The organism is Allobosea rubneri (genome assembly GCF_032464875.1).
GTDB classification, from domain to species: Bacteria; Pseudomonadota; Alphaproteobacteria; order Rhizobiales; family Beijerinckiaceae; genus Allobosea; species Allobosea rubneri.
Genome location: NZ_JAWDID010000017.1, coordinates 79,861 through 94,645, shown reverse-complemented (window position 1 = coordinate 94,645; position 14,785 = coordinate 79,861). Strand labels below are relative to the sequence as shown.

The 14,785-nt window shown below is 68.2% G+C and carries 13 protein-coding genes; 11 read left to right on the top strand and 2 right to left on the bottom strand.

Annotated elements, in window-relative coordinates:
• Positions 1-9 precede the first annotated feature (9 nt).
• The 6 genes from mraY (at position 10) to murB (ending at position 7,353) form a co-directional block, all read left to right on the top strand.
• Positions 10-1,092 carry a phospho-N-acetylmuramoyl-pentapeptide-transferase gene (mraY, locus tag RKE40_RS13500; RefSeq protein WP_316018749.1) on the top strand — a complete coding sequence of 361 codons (1,083 nt, stop codon included), beginning with the start codon at positions 10-12 and terminating at the stop codon, positions 1,090-1,092.
• A gap of 4 nt (positions 1,093-1,096) precedes the next feature.
• A complete protein-coding gene (gene murD / locus RKE40_RS13495) occupies positions 1,097-2,524 on the top strand; it encodes a UDP-N-acetylmuramoyl-L-alanine--D-glutamate ligase (RefSeq protein ID WP_316018748.1) in 1,428 nt (475 codons plus the stop codon).
• A 220-nt stretch (positions 2,525-2,744) separates the two neighbouring features.
• Positions 2,745-3,884 (top strand): FtsW/RodA/SpoVE family cell cycle protein, encoded by a 1,140-nt coding sequence (locus RKE40_RS13490; RefSeq protein WP_316018747.1) that lies wholly within the window; start codon positions 2,745-2,747, stop codon positions 3,882-3,884.
• The gene (gene murG / locus RKE40_RS13485; protein WP_316018746.1) at positions 3,881-4,981 is read left to right on the top strand and encodes an undecaprenyldiphospho-muramoylpentapeptide beta-N-acetylglucosaminyltransferase; all 1,101 of its coding nucleotides are present in this window, start codon (positions 3,881-3,883) and stop codon (positions 4,979-4,981) included. Before RKE40_RS13490 ends, murG begins: the two co-directional genes overlap by 4 nt.
• Before the next feature lie 39 nt (positions 4,982-5,020).
• On the top strand, positions 5,021-6,433 hold the full coding sequence (gene murC, locus RKE40_RS13480) for a UDP-N-acetylmuramate--L-alanine ligase (RefSeq protein WP_316018745.1): 1,413 nt from the start codon (positions 5,021-5,023) through the stop codon (positions 6,431-6,433).
• Complete coding sequence (gene murB, locus RKE40_RS13475; protein WP_316018744.1) at positions 6,430-7,353, top strand: UDP-N-acetylmuramate dehydrogenase; 924 nt, start codon at positions 6,430-6,432, stop codon at positions 7,351-7,353. The genes murC and murB overlap by 4 nt, the downstream gene beginning before the upstream one ends.
• On the opposite strand, the gene RKE40_RS13470 is transcribed toward murB, so the two are convergent.
• Positions 7,308-8,228 (bottom strand): DMT family transporter, encoded by a 921-nt coding sequence (locus RKE40_RS13470; protein WP_316018743.1) that lies wholly within the window; start codon positions 8,226-8,228, stop codon positions 7,308-7,310. The genes murB and RKE40_RS13470 overlap by 46 nt on opposite strands.
• A 34-nt stretch (positions 8,229-8,262) precedes the next feature.
• Positions 8,263-8,844 carry a nitroreductase family protein gene (locus RKE40_RS13465; RefSeq protein ID WP_316018742.1) on the bottom strand — a complete coding sequence of 194 codons (582 nt, stop codon included), beginning with the start codon at positions 8,842-8,844 and terminating at the stop codon, positions 8,263-8,265.
• Between the two features lie 112 nt (positions 8,845-8,956).
• On the opposite strand from RKE40_RS13465, the gene RKE40_RS13460 reads away from it, so the two are divergent.
• From RKE40_RS13460 to ftsZ, 5 genes are all read left to right on the top strand, one after another.
• Positions 8,957-9,472 (top strand): MarR family winged helix-turn-helix transcriptional regulator, encoded by a 516-nt coding sequence (locus RKE40_RS13460; RefSeq protein WP_316018741.1) that lies wholly within the window; start codon positions 8,957-8,959, stop codon positions 9,470-9,472.
• Positions 9,473-9,579: 107 nt separating this feature from the next.
• The gene (locus RKE40_RS13455; protein WP_316018740.1) at positions 9,580-10,494 is read left to right on the top strand and encodes a D-alanine--D-alanine ligase; all 915 of its coding nucleotides are present in this window, start codon (positions 9,580-9,582) and stop codon (positions 10,492-10,494) included.
• Between the two features lie 26 nt (positions 10,495-10,520).
• Positions 10,521-11,426, top strand: coding sequence for a cell division protein FtsQ/DivIB (locus RKE40_RS13450; RefSeq protein ID WP_316018739.1), 906 nt, complete (start codon positions 10,521-10,523; stop codon positions 11,424-11,426).
• Positions 11,423-12,748: a cell division protein FtsA gene (gene ftsA / locus RKE40_RS13445; protein WP_066471751.1), complete on the top strand. Its 1,326-nt coding sequence runs from the start codon at positions 11,423-11,425 to the stop codon at positions 12,746-12,748. The genes RKE40_RS13450 and ftsA overlap by 4 nt, the downstream gene beginning before the upstream one ends.
• 129 nt (positions 12,749-12,877) lie before the next feature.
• Complete coding sequence (gene ftsZ / locus RKE40_RS13440; RefSeq protein ID WP_316018738.1) at positions 12,878-14,593, top strand: cell division protein FtsZ; 1,716 nt, start codon at positions 12,878-12,880, stop codon at positions 14,591-14,593.
• Positions 14,594-14,785: the final 192 nt, after the last annotated feature.

The following is a 14,785-nucleotide window of genomic DNA, read 5'->3' as shown; positions in this document are numbered from 1 at the left end:
CAGGTTCCAATGCTGGTCTGGCTAGCCGATTTTGCGGTTCACTTCCCGATCCTGAACGTTTTCCGCTACATCACCTTCCGGGCCGGCGGGGCGACCGCGACCGCGCTGCTCTTCGTCTTCTTCTTCGGGCCGGCGGCGATCTCCTGGCTCCGGATCAAGCAGGGCAAGGGGCAGCCGATCCGCACCGACGGGCCGGAATCGCATCTCGCCAAGCGCGGCACGCCGACCATGGGCGGGCTGATGATCCTGACCGGGCTGTTCGTCGCGACGCTGCTCTGGGGTAATCTGCGCAACCCTTACGTCTGGATCGTGCTCGGCGTGACCGCGAGCTATGGCGCCATCGGCTTCTATGACGACTATCTCAAGGTGACGAAGCAGTCGCATAAGGGCTTCTCGAGCAAGGCGCGCCTCGGCCTCGAGATCGTCATCGCGCTCGTCGCCTGCACGGCGATCATGCTGGTCAGCCCGCCCGCGATCGCCAGCGGCTTCGCGCTGCCGTTCCTGAAGGAATGGATGATCCCGCTCGGCATCCTGTTCCCGGTGGTCACCGCCTTCGTCGTGGTCGGCGCCGGCAACTCGGTGAACCTGACTGACGGACTCGACGGGCTCGCAATCGTGCCGGTGATGATCGCGGCCGGCACCTTCGGCTTCATCGCCTATCTCGCCGGTAACGCCATCTTCGCCAACTACCTGCAGATTCATCACGTCCCCGGCGTCGGTGAGCTTGCCGTGATCTGCGGCGCGATGATGGGCGCCGGGCTCGGCTTCCTCTGGTTCAATGCGCCGCCGGCGCAGATCTTCATGGGCGACACCGGCTCGCTCGGTCTCGGCGGCATGCTCGGCACCATCGCGGTCGCGATCAAGCACGAGATCGTGCTCGCCATCGTCGGCGGCCTGTTCGTGGTCGAGGCGCTCTCGGTGATCATCCAGGTCGCGGTGTTCAAGCGCACCGGCAAGCGCGTCTTCCTGATGGCGCCGATCCACCATCATTTCGAGAAGCTGGGCTGGACCGAGCCGCAGGTGGTGATCCGCTTCTGGATCATCTCGGTGGTGCTGGCGCTGGTCGGCCTCGCCACGCTGAAGCTGCGTTGAGCCGATGACACCGGTCACCGTTTTCGCCGGCAAGACCTTCGCTCTGTTCGGCCTCGGCGGCTCGGGGCTCGCGACCGCCCGCGCGCTCGTCGCAGGAGGGACCGAAGTCGCCTGCTGGGACGACAACCAGGCCAGCCGCGACAAGGCGGCGGCCGAAGGGCTCTCCATCGTCGACCTCGCCAAGGCCGACTGGTCGGGCTTTGCCGCCTTCGTGCTTTCGCCCGGCGTGCCGCTGACCCATCCGGCGCCGCACTGGACGGTGGAGAAGGCGAACGCCGCCAATGTCCCCGTGATCGGCGACATCGAATTGTTCTTCCTCGAGCGCGCCAAGCTCGCGCCGGAGGCGCCGGTGATCTGCATCACCGGTACCAACGGAAAGTCGACGACCACCGCCTTGATCGCGCATGTCCTGTCCGCCGCCGGTCGCGATGTGCAGATGGGCGGCAATATCGGCACCGCCGTGCTGGCGCTCGCGCCTCCGGCCAAGGACCGCATCCACGTCATCGAGTGCTCGACTTTCCAGATCGACCTCGCGCCCTCGATCAAGCCGACCGTCGGCATCCAGATGAACCTGACGCCGGATCATCTCGACCGGCACGGCACTTTCGAGGCCTATGGCGCGATCAAGGAGCGGTTGGTGGCCGCGTCCTATCTCGCAGTGATCGGCGTCGACGACGAGCCCTCGAAGCAGATGGCACGGCGACGTGCCGCTTCGGGCCGGCCACTGGTCAAGATCAGCGGCGAGCAGCCGCTCGACGAGGGCGTCTTCGCCGGCGTCACCGCCAATCAGGGCAAGCTCGACACGCGTATCGTCGAAGTGAAAGACGGCAAGCCGAAGGTCGTCGCCAATCTCGCCGGGATCGGTAGCTTGCGCGGAGCCCACAACGCCCAGAATGCGGCGGCCGCCTTCGCAGCCTGCGTGGCGGTCGGCCTCACGGCCGAGGAGGTCGCCGCCGGCTTCAAGAGCTATCCGGGCCTCAAGCACCGGATGGAGGAACTCGGGCGGATCGGCCGCGTCGTCTTCATCAACGATTCCAAGGCGACCAATGCCGACTCCACCGAGAAGGCGCTGACCTCCTTCCGCGCGATCTTCTGGATCCTCGGCGGCAAGGCGAAGGAGGGCGGCATCGAGTCGCTGCGGCGGTATTTCCCGAACATCGCCCATGCCTATCTGATCGGCGCGGCGAGCGATCTCTTCGCCGCGACCTTCGACGATGACGGCCGCGTCGCTTACGAGCGCAGCGGCACGCTCGACGTCGCGGTCGCGGCCGCCGCCGAGGCCGCGCTGGCGGCACCGGGCGAGGGCGAGATCGCGGTTCTGCTCTCGCCGGCCTGCGCTTCTTACGACCAGTTCCCGAATTTCGAGGTTCGCGGCGATGCCTTCCGGTCGCTGGTCAAGGCGCTGCCGGGGTTCGAGGCGGTGGGCGTCTAGGTGGTGCGTTACGGCCATCCGGCCGAAGCGCAGCGCAGAGACGGGATCGATGCCTGAGCCTTTCCGAACGAGGGTCAGGCATGGGTCCCGGGTCGCCCGGGGAACGACGGCTGCCGACGGTAAGAACTCAACTCGGAATCAATCGGTTAACCATTCATTGACAGAGTGATTCGCTGGAGCAGGCGCCTCGATCTGCCTGTTCGCTGACGGAGCCGGATAGATGAATTCGCGCGCAGAACCCAGCCTGAGCGGCCGTTGGTGGTGGTCGATCGACCGCGTCATCCTCTCGACAATGGTGGCGCTGATGGTCTCCGGCGTCGTGCTGCTGATGGCGGGCGGTCCGCCGGTCGCCGAGCGGCTGGGCCTGTCGACCTTCCATTTCGTCAACCGCCAGGCGGTCTATCTTCTGGCGGCGCTGGCGGTCTTCCTGATCACGTCGCTTTTGACCCCGCGCCAGGTCCGCCGCGCCGCCCTGATCGTCTATCTCGCCGCGCTGGCCGGGGTGGTCGGCACGCTCTATTTCGGCGTCGAGGTCAAGGGCGCCAAGCGCTGGCTGACGCTCGGCCCGCTCGGCTCGATCCAGCCCTCGGAATTCCTCAAGCCGGCCTTCGTCGTCATGGCGGCCTGGGCCTTCGCCGAGGGCAGCCGCCGGCCCGATCTGCCGGGCACGATCATCGCCTTCCTTTTGTTGCCGATGACCATCGTGCCGTTGGTGCTGCAGCCGGATTTCGGTCAGACGGTGCTGGTGACGCTGGTCTGGGCGGGCCTGTTCTTCGTCGCCGGCCTGCACTGGTTCTGGGTGATGGGCCTCGGCGGGGCAGGCGCCTTCGGCCTGCTGATCGCCTATCAGCTCGTGCCTCACGTGCGCGGCCGCATCGAACGCTTCATGGACAAGGGCTCGGGCGACACCTTCCAGGTCGATACCGCGCTGGAGAGCTTCGCGCAGGGCGGATGGCTCGGGAAGGGGCCGGGCGAGGGCACGGTCAAGCGCATCCTGCCGGACGCGCATACCGACTTCATCTTCGCGGTCACGGCCGAGGAATTCGGCGTCGTCGTCTGCATGGTGCTGGTCGCGATGTTCGCGATCATCGTGCTGCGGGCGCTGTTCGTGGCGCAGCGGGCCGAAGACCCGTTCGTCCGCCTCGCGGTGACCGGCCTCGCTTTGCTCTTCGGCACCCAGGCGGCGATCAACATGATGGTCAACCTGCACATGATGCCGGCCAAGGGCATGACGCTGCCCTTCATCTCCTATGGCGGCTCTTCGCTGATCTCGCTGGCGCTCGGCACCGGCTTCCTCCTGGCGCTGACGCGAAAGCGGCCGCGGGCCGAGAATTTCGGCGCGACGGGGCGTCGGCCGTGACGACAGGGGCGCGGGCTCCGCTGATCGTGCTCGCCGCGGGCGGCACGGGCGGGCATCTCTTCCCGGCCGAGGCGCTGAGCCACGCCCTGCATGCGCGCGGCCTGCGGGTGGCGCTGATTACGGACACACGCGCCGCCGAATATGCCGGCAGCTTCCCGGCGGAATCGATCCATGCCGTGCCGGCCGCGACGCCGTCCGGCCGCTCGCCGCTGAAGATGCTGCAGGCGGCGCTGGTGCTGGCCAAGGGCGCCTTCGCGGCGCGCCGCGAGATCAAGGCGCTGAAGCCGGCGCTGGTCGTCGGCTTCGGCGGCTATCCGACGGTGCCGCCTGTCTTCGCCGCCGCGCTGATGGGCGTGCCGACCATGGTGCACGAGCAGAACGCAGTGATCGGCCGGGCCAATCGCTTCCTCGCGGGCCGGGTGAAGCTGATCGCCACCGGCTTCGCCGAGGTCGGCGGACTTTCCGCCACGCAGGCGGCGAAATGTCGCCAGGTCGGCAATCCCGTGCGGCCGGCGGTGATCCAGGCCGCCTCTCCCTATCCGTCGCTCGAGGGCGGGGTGAACCTGCTGGTCTTCGGCGGCAGCCAGGGTGCGCGTGTCATGGCGGACATCGTGCCCCCGGCGATCCAGCTGCTCAGCGCGGAGGAGCGAGCGAGGATCTCGATCGTCCAGCAGGCGAGGGCCGAGGATGACGAGCGGGTGCGCGGCATTTATTCCGCGCTTGGCGTAAAGGCAGAGATCGCGCCCTTCTTCAAGGATCTTCCCGCGCGGATGGCTACTTCCCATCTCGTCGTGGGGCGCGCCGGCGCCTCGACAGTCGCCGAGCTCTCGGTGATCGGTCGGCCGGCTCTGCTGGTGCCGCTGCCGGGCTCGCTCGACCAGGACCAGGCGGCCAATGCCGCTGTCCTCGAAAAGGCTGGCGGAGCCATCCGGATCATGCAGCCGGACTTCACGCCGCGGCGGCTCGCCAGCGAGCTTTCGGGCCTGCTTGCCGACCCCTCGCGCTTGACTGCGATGGCTGCGAGCGCCAAGAGCGCCGGAATTCCGGACGCCGCCGACCGGTTGGCGCGCCTGATCGCCGAAACCGCCCAGATCTGAATTTTCCCAAGATTTGAACTTTCCAGAGAGTATCGCACCATGAAGCTGCCGCCGAAGCTCGGCTCCATCCATTTCGTCGGCATCGGCGGCATCGGAATGTCGGGGATCGCCGAGGTGCTGCACAATCTCGGCTACAAGGTTCAGGGCTCGGACGCCTCCGACAACGCCAATGTCCGGCGCCTCGCCGACAAGGGCATCAAGACCTTCGTCGGCCATGCCGCCGGCAATCTCGGCGAGGCCGAGGTCGTCGTGGTCTCGACAGCGATCAAGCGCGACAATCCGGAATTGATGGCGGCGCGCGAGAAGCGCCTGCCGGTGGTGCGCCGGGCCGAGATGCTGGCCGAGCTGATGCGCCTCAAGAGCTGCGTCGCCATCGCCGGTACCCATGGCAAGACCACCACGACTTCGCTGGTCGCGACCCTGCTGGACAAGGGCGGGCTCGACCCGACCGTGATCAATGGCGGCATCATCAACGCCTACGGCACCAATGCCCGCATGGGCGAGAGCGACTGGATGGTGGTCGAGGCCGACGAGTCGGACGGCACCTTCCTGAAGCTGCCGGCCGATGTCGCGATCATCACCAATATCGACCCCGAGCATCTCGACCATTTCGGGACGTTCGACGCCATCAAGGGCGCCTTCCGTTCCTTCGTCGAGAACCTGCCCTTCTACGGCTTTGCGGTGATGTGCATCGACCATCCGACCGTGCAGGAGCTGGTCGGGCAGATCGAGGATCGCCGCGTCATCACCTATGGCGAGAACCCGCAGGCTGATTTCCGGCTGACCGATATCGACCTTTCCGGCGGCCAGGCCCGGTTCACCCTGCTGATCCGCGACCGCAAGAACGGGCGCGAGGACGCGATCCGCGATCTCGTCATGCCGATGCCGGGCCATCACAACGCGCTGAACGCCACCGCGGCGATCGCCGTCGCCTATGATCTCGGCGTGCCGGTCGAGATGATCCGCCAGGGGCTCGCCGGCTTCGGCGGGGTCAAGCGCCGCTTCACCCGCACCGGCGAATGGAACGGGGCGCAGATCTTCGACGATTACGGCCACCACCCGGTCGAGATTGCCGCCGTGCTCAAGGCGGCGCGCGCCTCGACCAAGGGCAAGGTCGTCGCCGTGGTGCAGCCACACCGCTACACGCGGCTCTCCAGCCTGTTCAACGATTTCGCCTCCTGCTTCAACGATGCCGATACTGTGATCGTCGCCGACACCTATGCGGCCGGCGAGCAGCCGATCCCGGGTGCCGACCGCGAAGGCCTCGTCGCCGCGATCAAGGCGCGCGGCCATCGCCATGCGCTGCCGCTGCCTTCCTCCGAAAAGCTCGCCGGCATCGTCGCGACGCTGGCGGGACCGGGCGACTATGTCGTGCTGCTCGGCGCCGGCAACATCACGCAATGGGCCTATGCCCTGCCGGGCGAGCTCGCGGCGCTGGGGGGCGGCAAGTGAGCTTCCCGGACATCACGCCCGCCCTGCACGCCGCCGCCCCGGAGCTGCGTGGACGTCTCGTCGCCAATCAGGAGATGGCAGGGCTGACCTGGTTCCGTGTCGGCGGGCCGGCGCAGGTTCTGTTCACGCCGGCCGACGAGGCGGATCTCGCCTATTTCCTGTCCAGGCTGCCGGCCGAGATCCCGGTTACGGTGGTCGGGCTCGGCTCGAACCTGATCGTGCGTGATGGCGGCATTCCCGGCGTGGTGATCCGCCTCGGCGGCAAGGCCTTCGGCGAGATCGTGCGGGAGGACGGCGACCGGTTGCGCGCCGGCACGGCCGTGCCGGACGTCAAGGTGGCGCGGGCGGCGGCCGATGCCTCGCTCGACGGGCTCGCCTTCTATCGCGGCATCCCCGGCTGCATCGGCGGGGCTCTGCGGATGAACGCCGGCGCCCATGGCGGCGAGACGACGGACGTGCTGGTCGAGGCGCGCGGCGTGACGCGCGCCGGCGAGATCGTGACCTTCTCGCATGCCGATATGGGCTTCAGCTACCGCAACTCGGCAGCTCCGAGCGACGTGATCTTCACCTCCGCGCTGTTCCAGGGGCGGCCCGGCGAACAGGCGGCGATCCTGGCCGAGATGGACCGCGTCACCTCGGCGCGCGAGGCGGCGCAGCCGATCAAGGAGCGCACCGGCGGCTCGACTTTCAAGAACCCCGTGGGCGGCAAGGCCTGGCAGCTGATCGACGCCGCCGGCTGCCGCGGCCTGCGCATCGGCGGGGCCCAGGTCTCCGAGATGCACTGCAACTTCCTGATCAATACCGGCGGCGCGAGCGCCGCCGATATCGAAGGGCTCGGCGAAGAGGTCCGGCGCCGGGTGAAGGACAATTCAGGCTACGAGTTGCACTGGGAGATCAAGCGCTTCGGCGTCGCGGCCTGAGCGGGCGCTGCCGCTTCGGCTGGCTTGGGCCGTGACAGCAAGATGCCGGCGACGGTCGAGCCGAAGATGATGGCGATGCCGAGCCATTGCTGGGCGTTGAACCATTCATTGAGCAGGGCGGCGCCGAGGAAGGTCGCGACCAACGGGCTGAGCAGGCTGAGGAAGGCGACACCCGTGCCGATTGCTGCGATGCCGCGCACCCAGAGCCAATAGGCGAGGGCAGTGCCGATCACGACCAGATAGGTCAGGCCGACGAGATTGCCCATGGTCGGCACGGGCGGCAGGCCCTCGACCATCAGCGCGACCGGCAGGAGCAGGAGCCCGCCGAGGGTGAGCTGCCAGGCCGCGAGCGCGAGCGGCGTGCCGACCTTGCCCGAGCGCTCGATCAGCACTGTACCAGTCGCCATCGAGGCGGCGCCGACGAGCGCGGCGGCGACGCCGATCGCGTCGAGCTTCACCGTGTCGTCGATCACCAGCAGGCCGACACCGGCGGTCCCGGCGAGCGCGGCGAGTACTTGGCCGAGCCGGGGCCGGCGCAGCAGCAGGGGCCAGGCCAGGAAGGCGACGAGCAGCGGCTGCATCGAGCCCAGCGTCGCGGCGAGCCCGCCCGGCAGGCGCGCGGCGCTGAGGAAGAGCATGCCGAAGAACAGGCCGATATTGGCAAAGCCGATGATGGCGAGCGGCAGGAGCTTGTCGCGCGGCGGCAGGCCCGGCCCGAGCAGCATCAGGAGGATGCCGGCCGGCAAGGCGCGCAGCGCCCCGACCAGCAGCGGATGCTCGACGGGAAGCGTCTGGGTGAAGACGACATAGGTCGAGCCCCAGAGGATGGGCGCGAGGATCGTCGCGAACAGGATGCGGGTCTTGCTGTCGGCCATGGCCGTGACCTTTCGAAAGAGGCGGAACCGGCGCTCAGGCCGGGAAGGAGCCGGCGAAGGCGGTTTCGGTCAGCGAGCGTCGCGGGCTCGGCCATTCGCGCTCGCGCAGCGGCGGCGGCAGCGTCTCGGGGGCCGCACGGCGGCCGAGCGCGACGGCGATCTCGATGCGGAAGCGGGGCGGGACGGCGAGGCTCGTGCGGGCGGCCTCGAACGCGATGCCGGCCATCGCATGGGCGTGGTAGCCGAGCCGGACAGCCTGCAGGGCGATGTGCGACCAGGCGGCGCCGGTGTCGAAGCTGCGGATCGGCGAGGCCTGCTGCTGGGCGGCGTCGTCCGTGCCGGTATCCGACAGCAGGAAGACGAGGGCCGAGGCCGAGCCGGCCCAGCTCTGGTTGAAGCTGTCGAGCAGCGAGAGGAAACGCGGCCAGTGCGCGTCGTCGCGCAGGGCGTAGAGGAAGCGCCAGGGCTGCACATTGTAGGCTGACGGAGCCCAGCGGGCGGCTTCAAGGATGGTCAGCAGCGCCCCTGTGGGCATGGGCTCCGGGTGGAAGGCGCGGGGCGACCAGCGCTCGATGAAGATCGGGTCGATCGGGAATGCGGCGGTTCTGTCCATCATGGTCTTGCTCACGCCTGGTTTGCGGCAGCAGGAGGTGGCTGCTAGGTTCATCCGAAGTTTGATAATTCGATATCAAATTATTTGATGACGGATAATTAGGCGTGGAGTTTCCATGAGTCAAGCCGACGAAGCCGGGCAAGGCGGCCCGCTCGATTCGATCCTCATGCAGTGGCGGCGTGCCCGGCCGGACATCGACGCGAGTCCGATGGCGGTGTGCGGCGCGATCTGGCGGGCGGCGGAGCGCGTCCGGCTCGGTGTCGGGCGTAATCTCGCCGGCGAGGAACTCGACTTCGCCGGCTTCGACGTGCTGATGACACTGCGCCGTCAGGGCGAGCGCGGCGGTTCGCTGACGCCGTCCGAACTCGCCAAGGACATGATGCTCTCGACCTCGGCGATGACGAATCGCCTCGACCGGCTGGAGAGGCGCGGTTTGATTGCCAGGCAGGCCGATCCACAGGATCGGCGCAGCCTGCGCATCGTCCTCACCGATGAAGGTTTCGCGCTGATCGAGCGGCTGGTGGTCTCCCATGTCGAGACCGAGGAGCGCCTGATCGCCCGGCTGGATAAGGCCGAACGGGCCTTGCTCACGACCCTGCTGGCGAAGGTCGCAGCCGAGGAAGGGGAGTGAGGCGCGGCCGCCACAGCCGGCTCGACATTAACCAAGAGCGCGGTTTCTTAACGCGTCGTTAACCATATCTGGCCAGTTTCGCCGCAGGTGCGGAGCTTGGAGCCAGCATGAGCAAACACGTCGCAGTTCTGATGGGCGGATGGTCCGTGGAGCGCGAGGTCAGCCTGAATTCCGGTGCCGGCTGTGCTGCCGCGCTGGAGCGGGCGGGCTTCCGCGTGACCCGGGTCGACGTCCAGCGGGACATCGCGGCGGTGCTCGAGAAGCTCCGGCCCGACGTCGCCTTCAACGGCCTGCATGGTCGTTTCGGCGAGGACGGCACCATTCAGGGCATGCTCGAGATCATGGGCATCCCCTATACCCATTCCGGCGTGCTCGCTTCGGCGCTGGCGATCCGCAAGGACAAGGCCAAGATGGTCGTCGCCGCGGCCGGCGTCCCGGTCGCGCATGGCGTAAACGTCACGCGCTTCGAGGCCGCCAAGCGTCATGCCTTGCCGCCGCCTTACGTGCTGAAGCCGATCGACGAGGGATCCTCGGTCGGGGTCGTGATCGTCAAGAAGGGCCGCGAGCATCCACCCCAGGAAATCGCCCGGCCGGACTGGCCCTGCGGGGACCTCCTACTGGCCGAAACCTTCATTGCCGGGCGCGAGCTGACCTGCGCGGTGATGGACGGCAAGTCCTTGGGAGTGACCGAGATTCGGGCGGCGACGGGTGAGTTCTACGACTACGATGCGAAGTATGCGAAAGGCGGTTCGATTCACATCTGCCCCGCTCAAATTTTACCGAATATTTACCAGCGGATCGAAGAGTGTGCGTTAACGGCGCATCAAGCAATCGGGTGCCGCGGCGTCAGTCGTTCCGACTTCCGATATGACGACGAGACCGACACTCTCGTCTGGCTGGAAGTTAACACGCAGCCCGGCATGACCGAGACCAGCCTGGTACCCGAACTGGCCGCCCACGCGGGCATGAATTTCAGTGAGCTCGTCACATGGATGGTGGAGGACGCCTCCTTAGATCGGTGAACGCGGTGCTGGCAGGGTCCGGTCCGATGACACCGACGCGCGCTGCGGGGCCTCAACTCCTCGTCGGCGAGCGCTCGCGCCGCTGGTTTCGCGGCTCGCGGCGCAGCGCCTTCGCGCTGCCGCTGGCACAGCGCCTGCCGCGCGGCCTGGGCTCCTGGCTCGCCGTCGGCTTCCTCGCCCTGTCGGCGACGACGGGCGCCGCGCTCGGCGGCCATTTCGAGACGCTGCGCGAGACCTATGGCGAGCCCAAGCACGCGCTGGCCCGGCTGGTCGGTCTCGGCATCGACCGTGTCACCATTTCCGGCCTGACCGAGCTTTCCGAGATCGAAGTGCTGGTCGCGGCGGGCATCGACCCGAAGATTTCGCTCGCCTTCTTCGACGCCGACGAGGCGCGCCGGCGGCTCGAATCGACTCCGCTGATCCGCGAGGCTTCGGTCCGCAAGCTCTATCCCGGCGAGATCGCGATCAACCTCACCGAGCGCGAGCCATTCGCGCTCTGGCAGACCAAGGGGGATCTGTTCCTGATCGCGGCCGACGGCACGGTGATCGACCGGATGGATGATGGCCGCTTCGCCCATCTGCCGCTGGTCGTCGGAACCGACGCCAATCTGCGTGCCCGCGACTATGTCGCGCTGCTCGCTTCGGCCGGCCCGTTCGCGCCCCGCATCCGCGCCGGCAGCCTCGTCGCCGGCCGGCGCTGGAACCTCAAACTCGACACGGGCATCGACATCCGCCTGCCCGAAACCGAGTCCGGTGCGGCGCTGAAGCGCCTGGTCGGCCTCGAACAGGATTTCCGGATCAGCGAGAAGGATCTGATCGCCATCGACCTGCGCCAGCCTGACCGCGTGACAATGCGACTGACCGAGGAGGGCGCGGCCGCACGGGCCGAGCTGCTCAAGAACAAGGGCAAGAAGAAGGGAGGCGAGGCATGAGCCTGACCTCCCAGGGCCTGACGCCGCGGATGCGGCCGCTCTCGTCGCGCAAGAGCGCGACCCTGTCGATTCTCGACATCGGCACGAGCAAGGTCGTCTGCCTGATCGCCGAGCTCAATCCGGCCGAGGCGAACGAGCGTCTGCGCGGGCGCACCCATGTCGCCCGCATCGTCGGCATCGGCCATCAGCGTTCGCTCGGCCTGAAGGGCGGGGCGATCATCGACCTCGATAGCGCCGAGCGCGCCATCCGGGCCGCGGTCGACGCCGCCGAGCGGATGGCCAAGGTCGAGGTGCAGTCGGTCATCGTCAATCTGACCGGCGGCCGGCTGAACTCGCAGCACTATCAGGCCAGCGTCGAACTGCGCGGCGGCTCGGTCGGCGATTCCGACGTGAAGCGCGTGCTCGCAGCGGCCGCCAACCACGCCATCCGGCCGGGCAAGGCGGTGCTCCACGCGCTGCCGACGGGCTATGCGCTCGACGGCTCGCCCGGCGTGCTCGATCCGCGTGGGCTGATCGGCGGCTCGCTTTCGGTCGACATGCATGTCGTCGCCTCCGAGGCGGCTGCGGCGCGCAACGTCATGCTGGCGGTCGAGCGCTGCCATCTCGAGGTCGAGGCCGTCGTCGCGACACCCTATGCGGCAGGGCTTTCCGTGCTGGTCGACGATGAGGCCGAAATGGGTGTCGTCGTGGTCGACATGGGCGGCGGCACGACCTCGCTCGGTGTCTTCGCCGGCGGTCACCTGACCCATGCCGACGCCATCGCGGTCGGCGGCAACCACATCACCATGGACGTGGCGCGCGGGCTTTCGACCCGGGTCGCGGCGGCCGAGCGGCTGAAGACGCTGCACGGCTCGGCGATCTCCAGCCCGTCCGACGATCGCGACATGATCGCGGTGCCGCAGGTCGACGATGACGAGCGCGACATGCCGAACCATCTGGCGAAGTCGCATCTCATCCGGATCATCAAGCCGCGCGTCGAGGAGATCCTCGAACTCGTGCGCGACCGGCTCAAGGCGGCCGGGTTCTCGGCCGAGGCCGGCCGGCGCGTCGTCCTGACGGGCGGCGCCTGCCAGCTCACCGGCATGCCGGAAGTTGCAAGGCGCGTGCTCGGCGGCCAGGTCCGCACCGGGCGCCCGCTCGGTATCCGGGGCCTGCCCGAAGCGGGCAAGGGTCCGTCCTTCGCCGCGGCGGTCGGCCTGCTGGTCTATCCGCAGGTCGCCCATGTCGAGCATTTCGAGCCGCGGGCCGGCGCGTCCTACTTCGCCCATGCTGCCGACGGGTATTTCTCGCGTGTCGGCCGCTGGCTGAAGGAGAGTTTCTGAGAGTTGCGGTCCGCCCGGCCACCCGGCCGGCGGAACGGAGTGAGTTCGTGAAATCGGGGCCCCGGCCCCTGGCGTGGAAAACGGGACGGCGCCCGCCAGGGACCGGACGGAAATTTGAAAGAGGCAACCATGGCGATGAATCTGCAAGCCCCGGACATCCGGGAACTGAAGCCCCGAATCACCGTGTTCGGCGTCGGCGGTGCCGGCGGCAACGCCGTGAACAACATGATCGAGGCTGGCCTCGACGGGGTCGATTTCGTCTGTGCCAACACTGATGCCCAGGCTCTGGCGCTCTCGCGCGCCCCGCGCATCATCCAGATGGGTCTCCAGGTCACCGAAGGCCTCGGCGCCGGCTCGCAGCCGGAAGTCGGGCGCGCGGCCGCCGAGGAGGTCGTCGACGAGATCCGTGACCACCTCGCCGGTGCGCACATGGTCTTCATCACTGCCGGCATGGGCGGTGGTACCGGTACCGGCGCGGCGCCCGCCATCGCCCGCGTCGCCCGGGACATGGGGATCCTCACCGTCGGCGTCGTCACCAAGCCGTTCCAGTTCGAAGGCCATCGCCGCATGCGCATGGCCGAGGCCGGCATCGGCGAGCTCAACGAAGCCGTCGACACGCTGATCGTCATCCCGAACCAGAACCTGTTCCGCGTCGCCAACGAGAACACCGGTTTCGCCGACGCCTTCGGCATGGCCGACCAGGTGCTCTACTCGGGCGTCGCCTGCATCACCGACCTGATGGTCCGTCCCGGCCTGATCAACCTCGACTTCGCCGACGTCCGCGCCGTGATGCGCGGCATGGGCAAGGCGATGATGGGCACCGGCGAGGCGCAGGGCGAGAAGCGCGCGCTCTCGGCCGCCCAGGCCGCGATCAACAACCCGCTGCTCGACGACGTCTCGATGAAGGGTGCCCGTGGCCTGCTGATCTCGATCACCGGCGGCCGCGACATGAAGCTCTACGAGGTCGACGAGGCCGCCACCCGCATCCGCGAGGAGGTCGATTCCGAGGCCAACATCATCGTCGGCGCGACCTTCGACGAATCGCTCGAGGGCACTGTCCGCGTCTCGGTCGTCGCGACCGGCATCGACAAGCCGGTGAGCTCGCAGGCCGAGGTCGACGCGACCGAGGCCCGCATCGCCGAGGTCGCCGAGCGGCTGAAGGCCGAGGCTCGCCTGCGCACCGCCGTGCCGAACGTGCGCACCGCCGCCGCCCCGGTGTCGGCCCCCGTGCCGCAGCTGCAGCAGGAGCCGGCTCCCGAGCTGCGCCTGCCGCCGACGCCCGAGCCCGTCCGCCCGGCCGCACCGGTGAACTTCGCCGCCGATGTCCGCATCGAGCCGGTGCAGCCGCGCCCGGTCATGGCCGCTCCGCCGATGCAGCAGCCGCTCCCGGTCGAGGCCGAGCTGCCCTATCTTGAGGACAGCTTCATCCCGCCGGCGCCCGAGCGCGCCGTGATTCGGCCGACCCGCATGCCGCGGATCGAGGATCTGCCGATGCCGGCCCAGAACCAGATCGCGCAGACCCGCGCGGCCGCCGTTGCGCCGCAGACTGCGGTCTCTGCCGATCAGAAGCGGATGTCGCTGATGCAGCGCCTGGCCTCCGTCGGCTTCGGCCGCAAGGAAGAGGAAGCCGTGGAGGCTCCGGCTCCGGCGCCGCGTCCGGCCCCGCCGGTCCCGGTTGCGCCGCCGAGCGCCGCCCATGCCGAGTTCATGCGCCGCCCGGCCGCGCCGCAGGCCTCCAGGCCGGCGCAGGGCCAGCTCGACCCGCATGGCCGCGCCGCCCCGGCCCGGCCTGCCGAAGAGGATCATCTCGAGATCCCGGCCTTCCTGCGGCGTCAGTCCAGCTGAGGTCAAAACAGGTCTCAGGACCAATTTTAAACAAAGGGTCCGGCGCAACCTTGCGCCGGGCCTTTTTTAACGTCTGAAAAACCATATACATCAATCGGATGGTGAGGTTTTTGGCGCTCCTTAAACTCTGTTACAGAGCGAAAGAAAGCGTGATTTTGAAGCCCCGCCTCCTGCGCTTATCTTGCAGGTCAA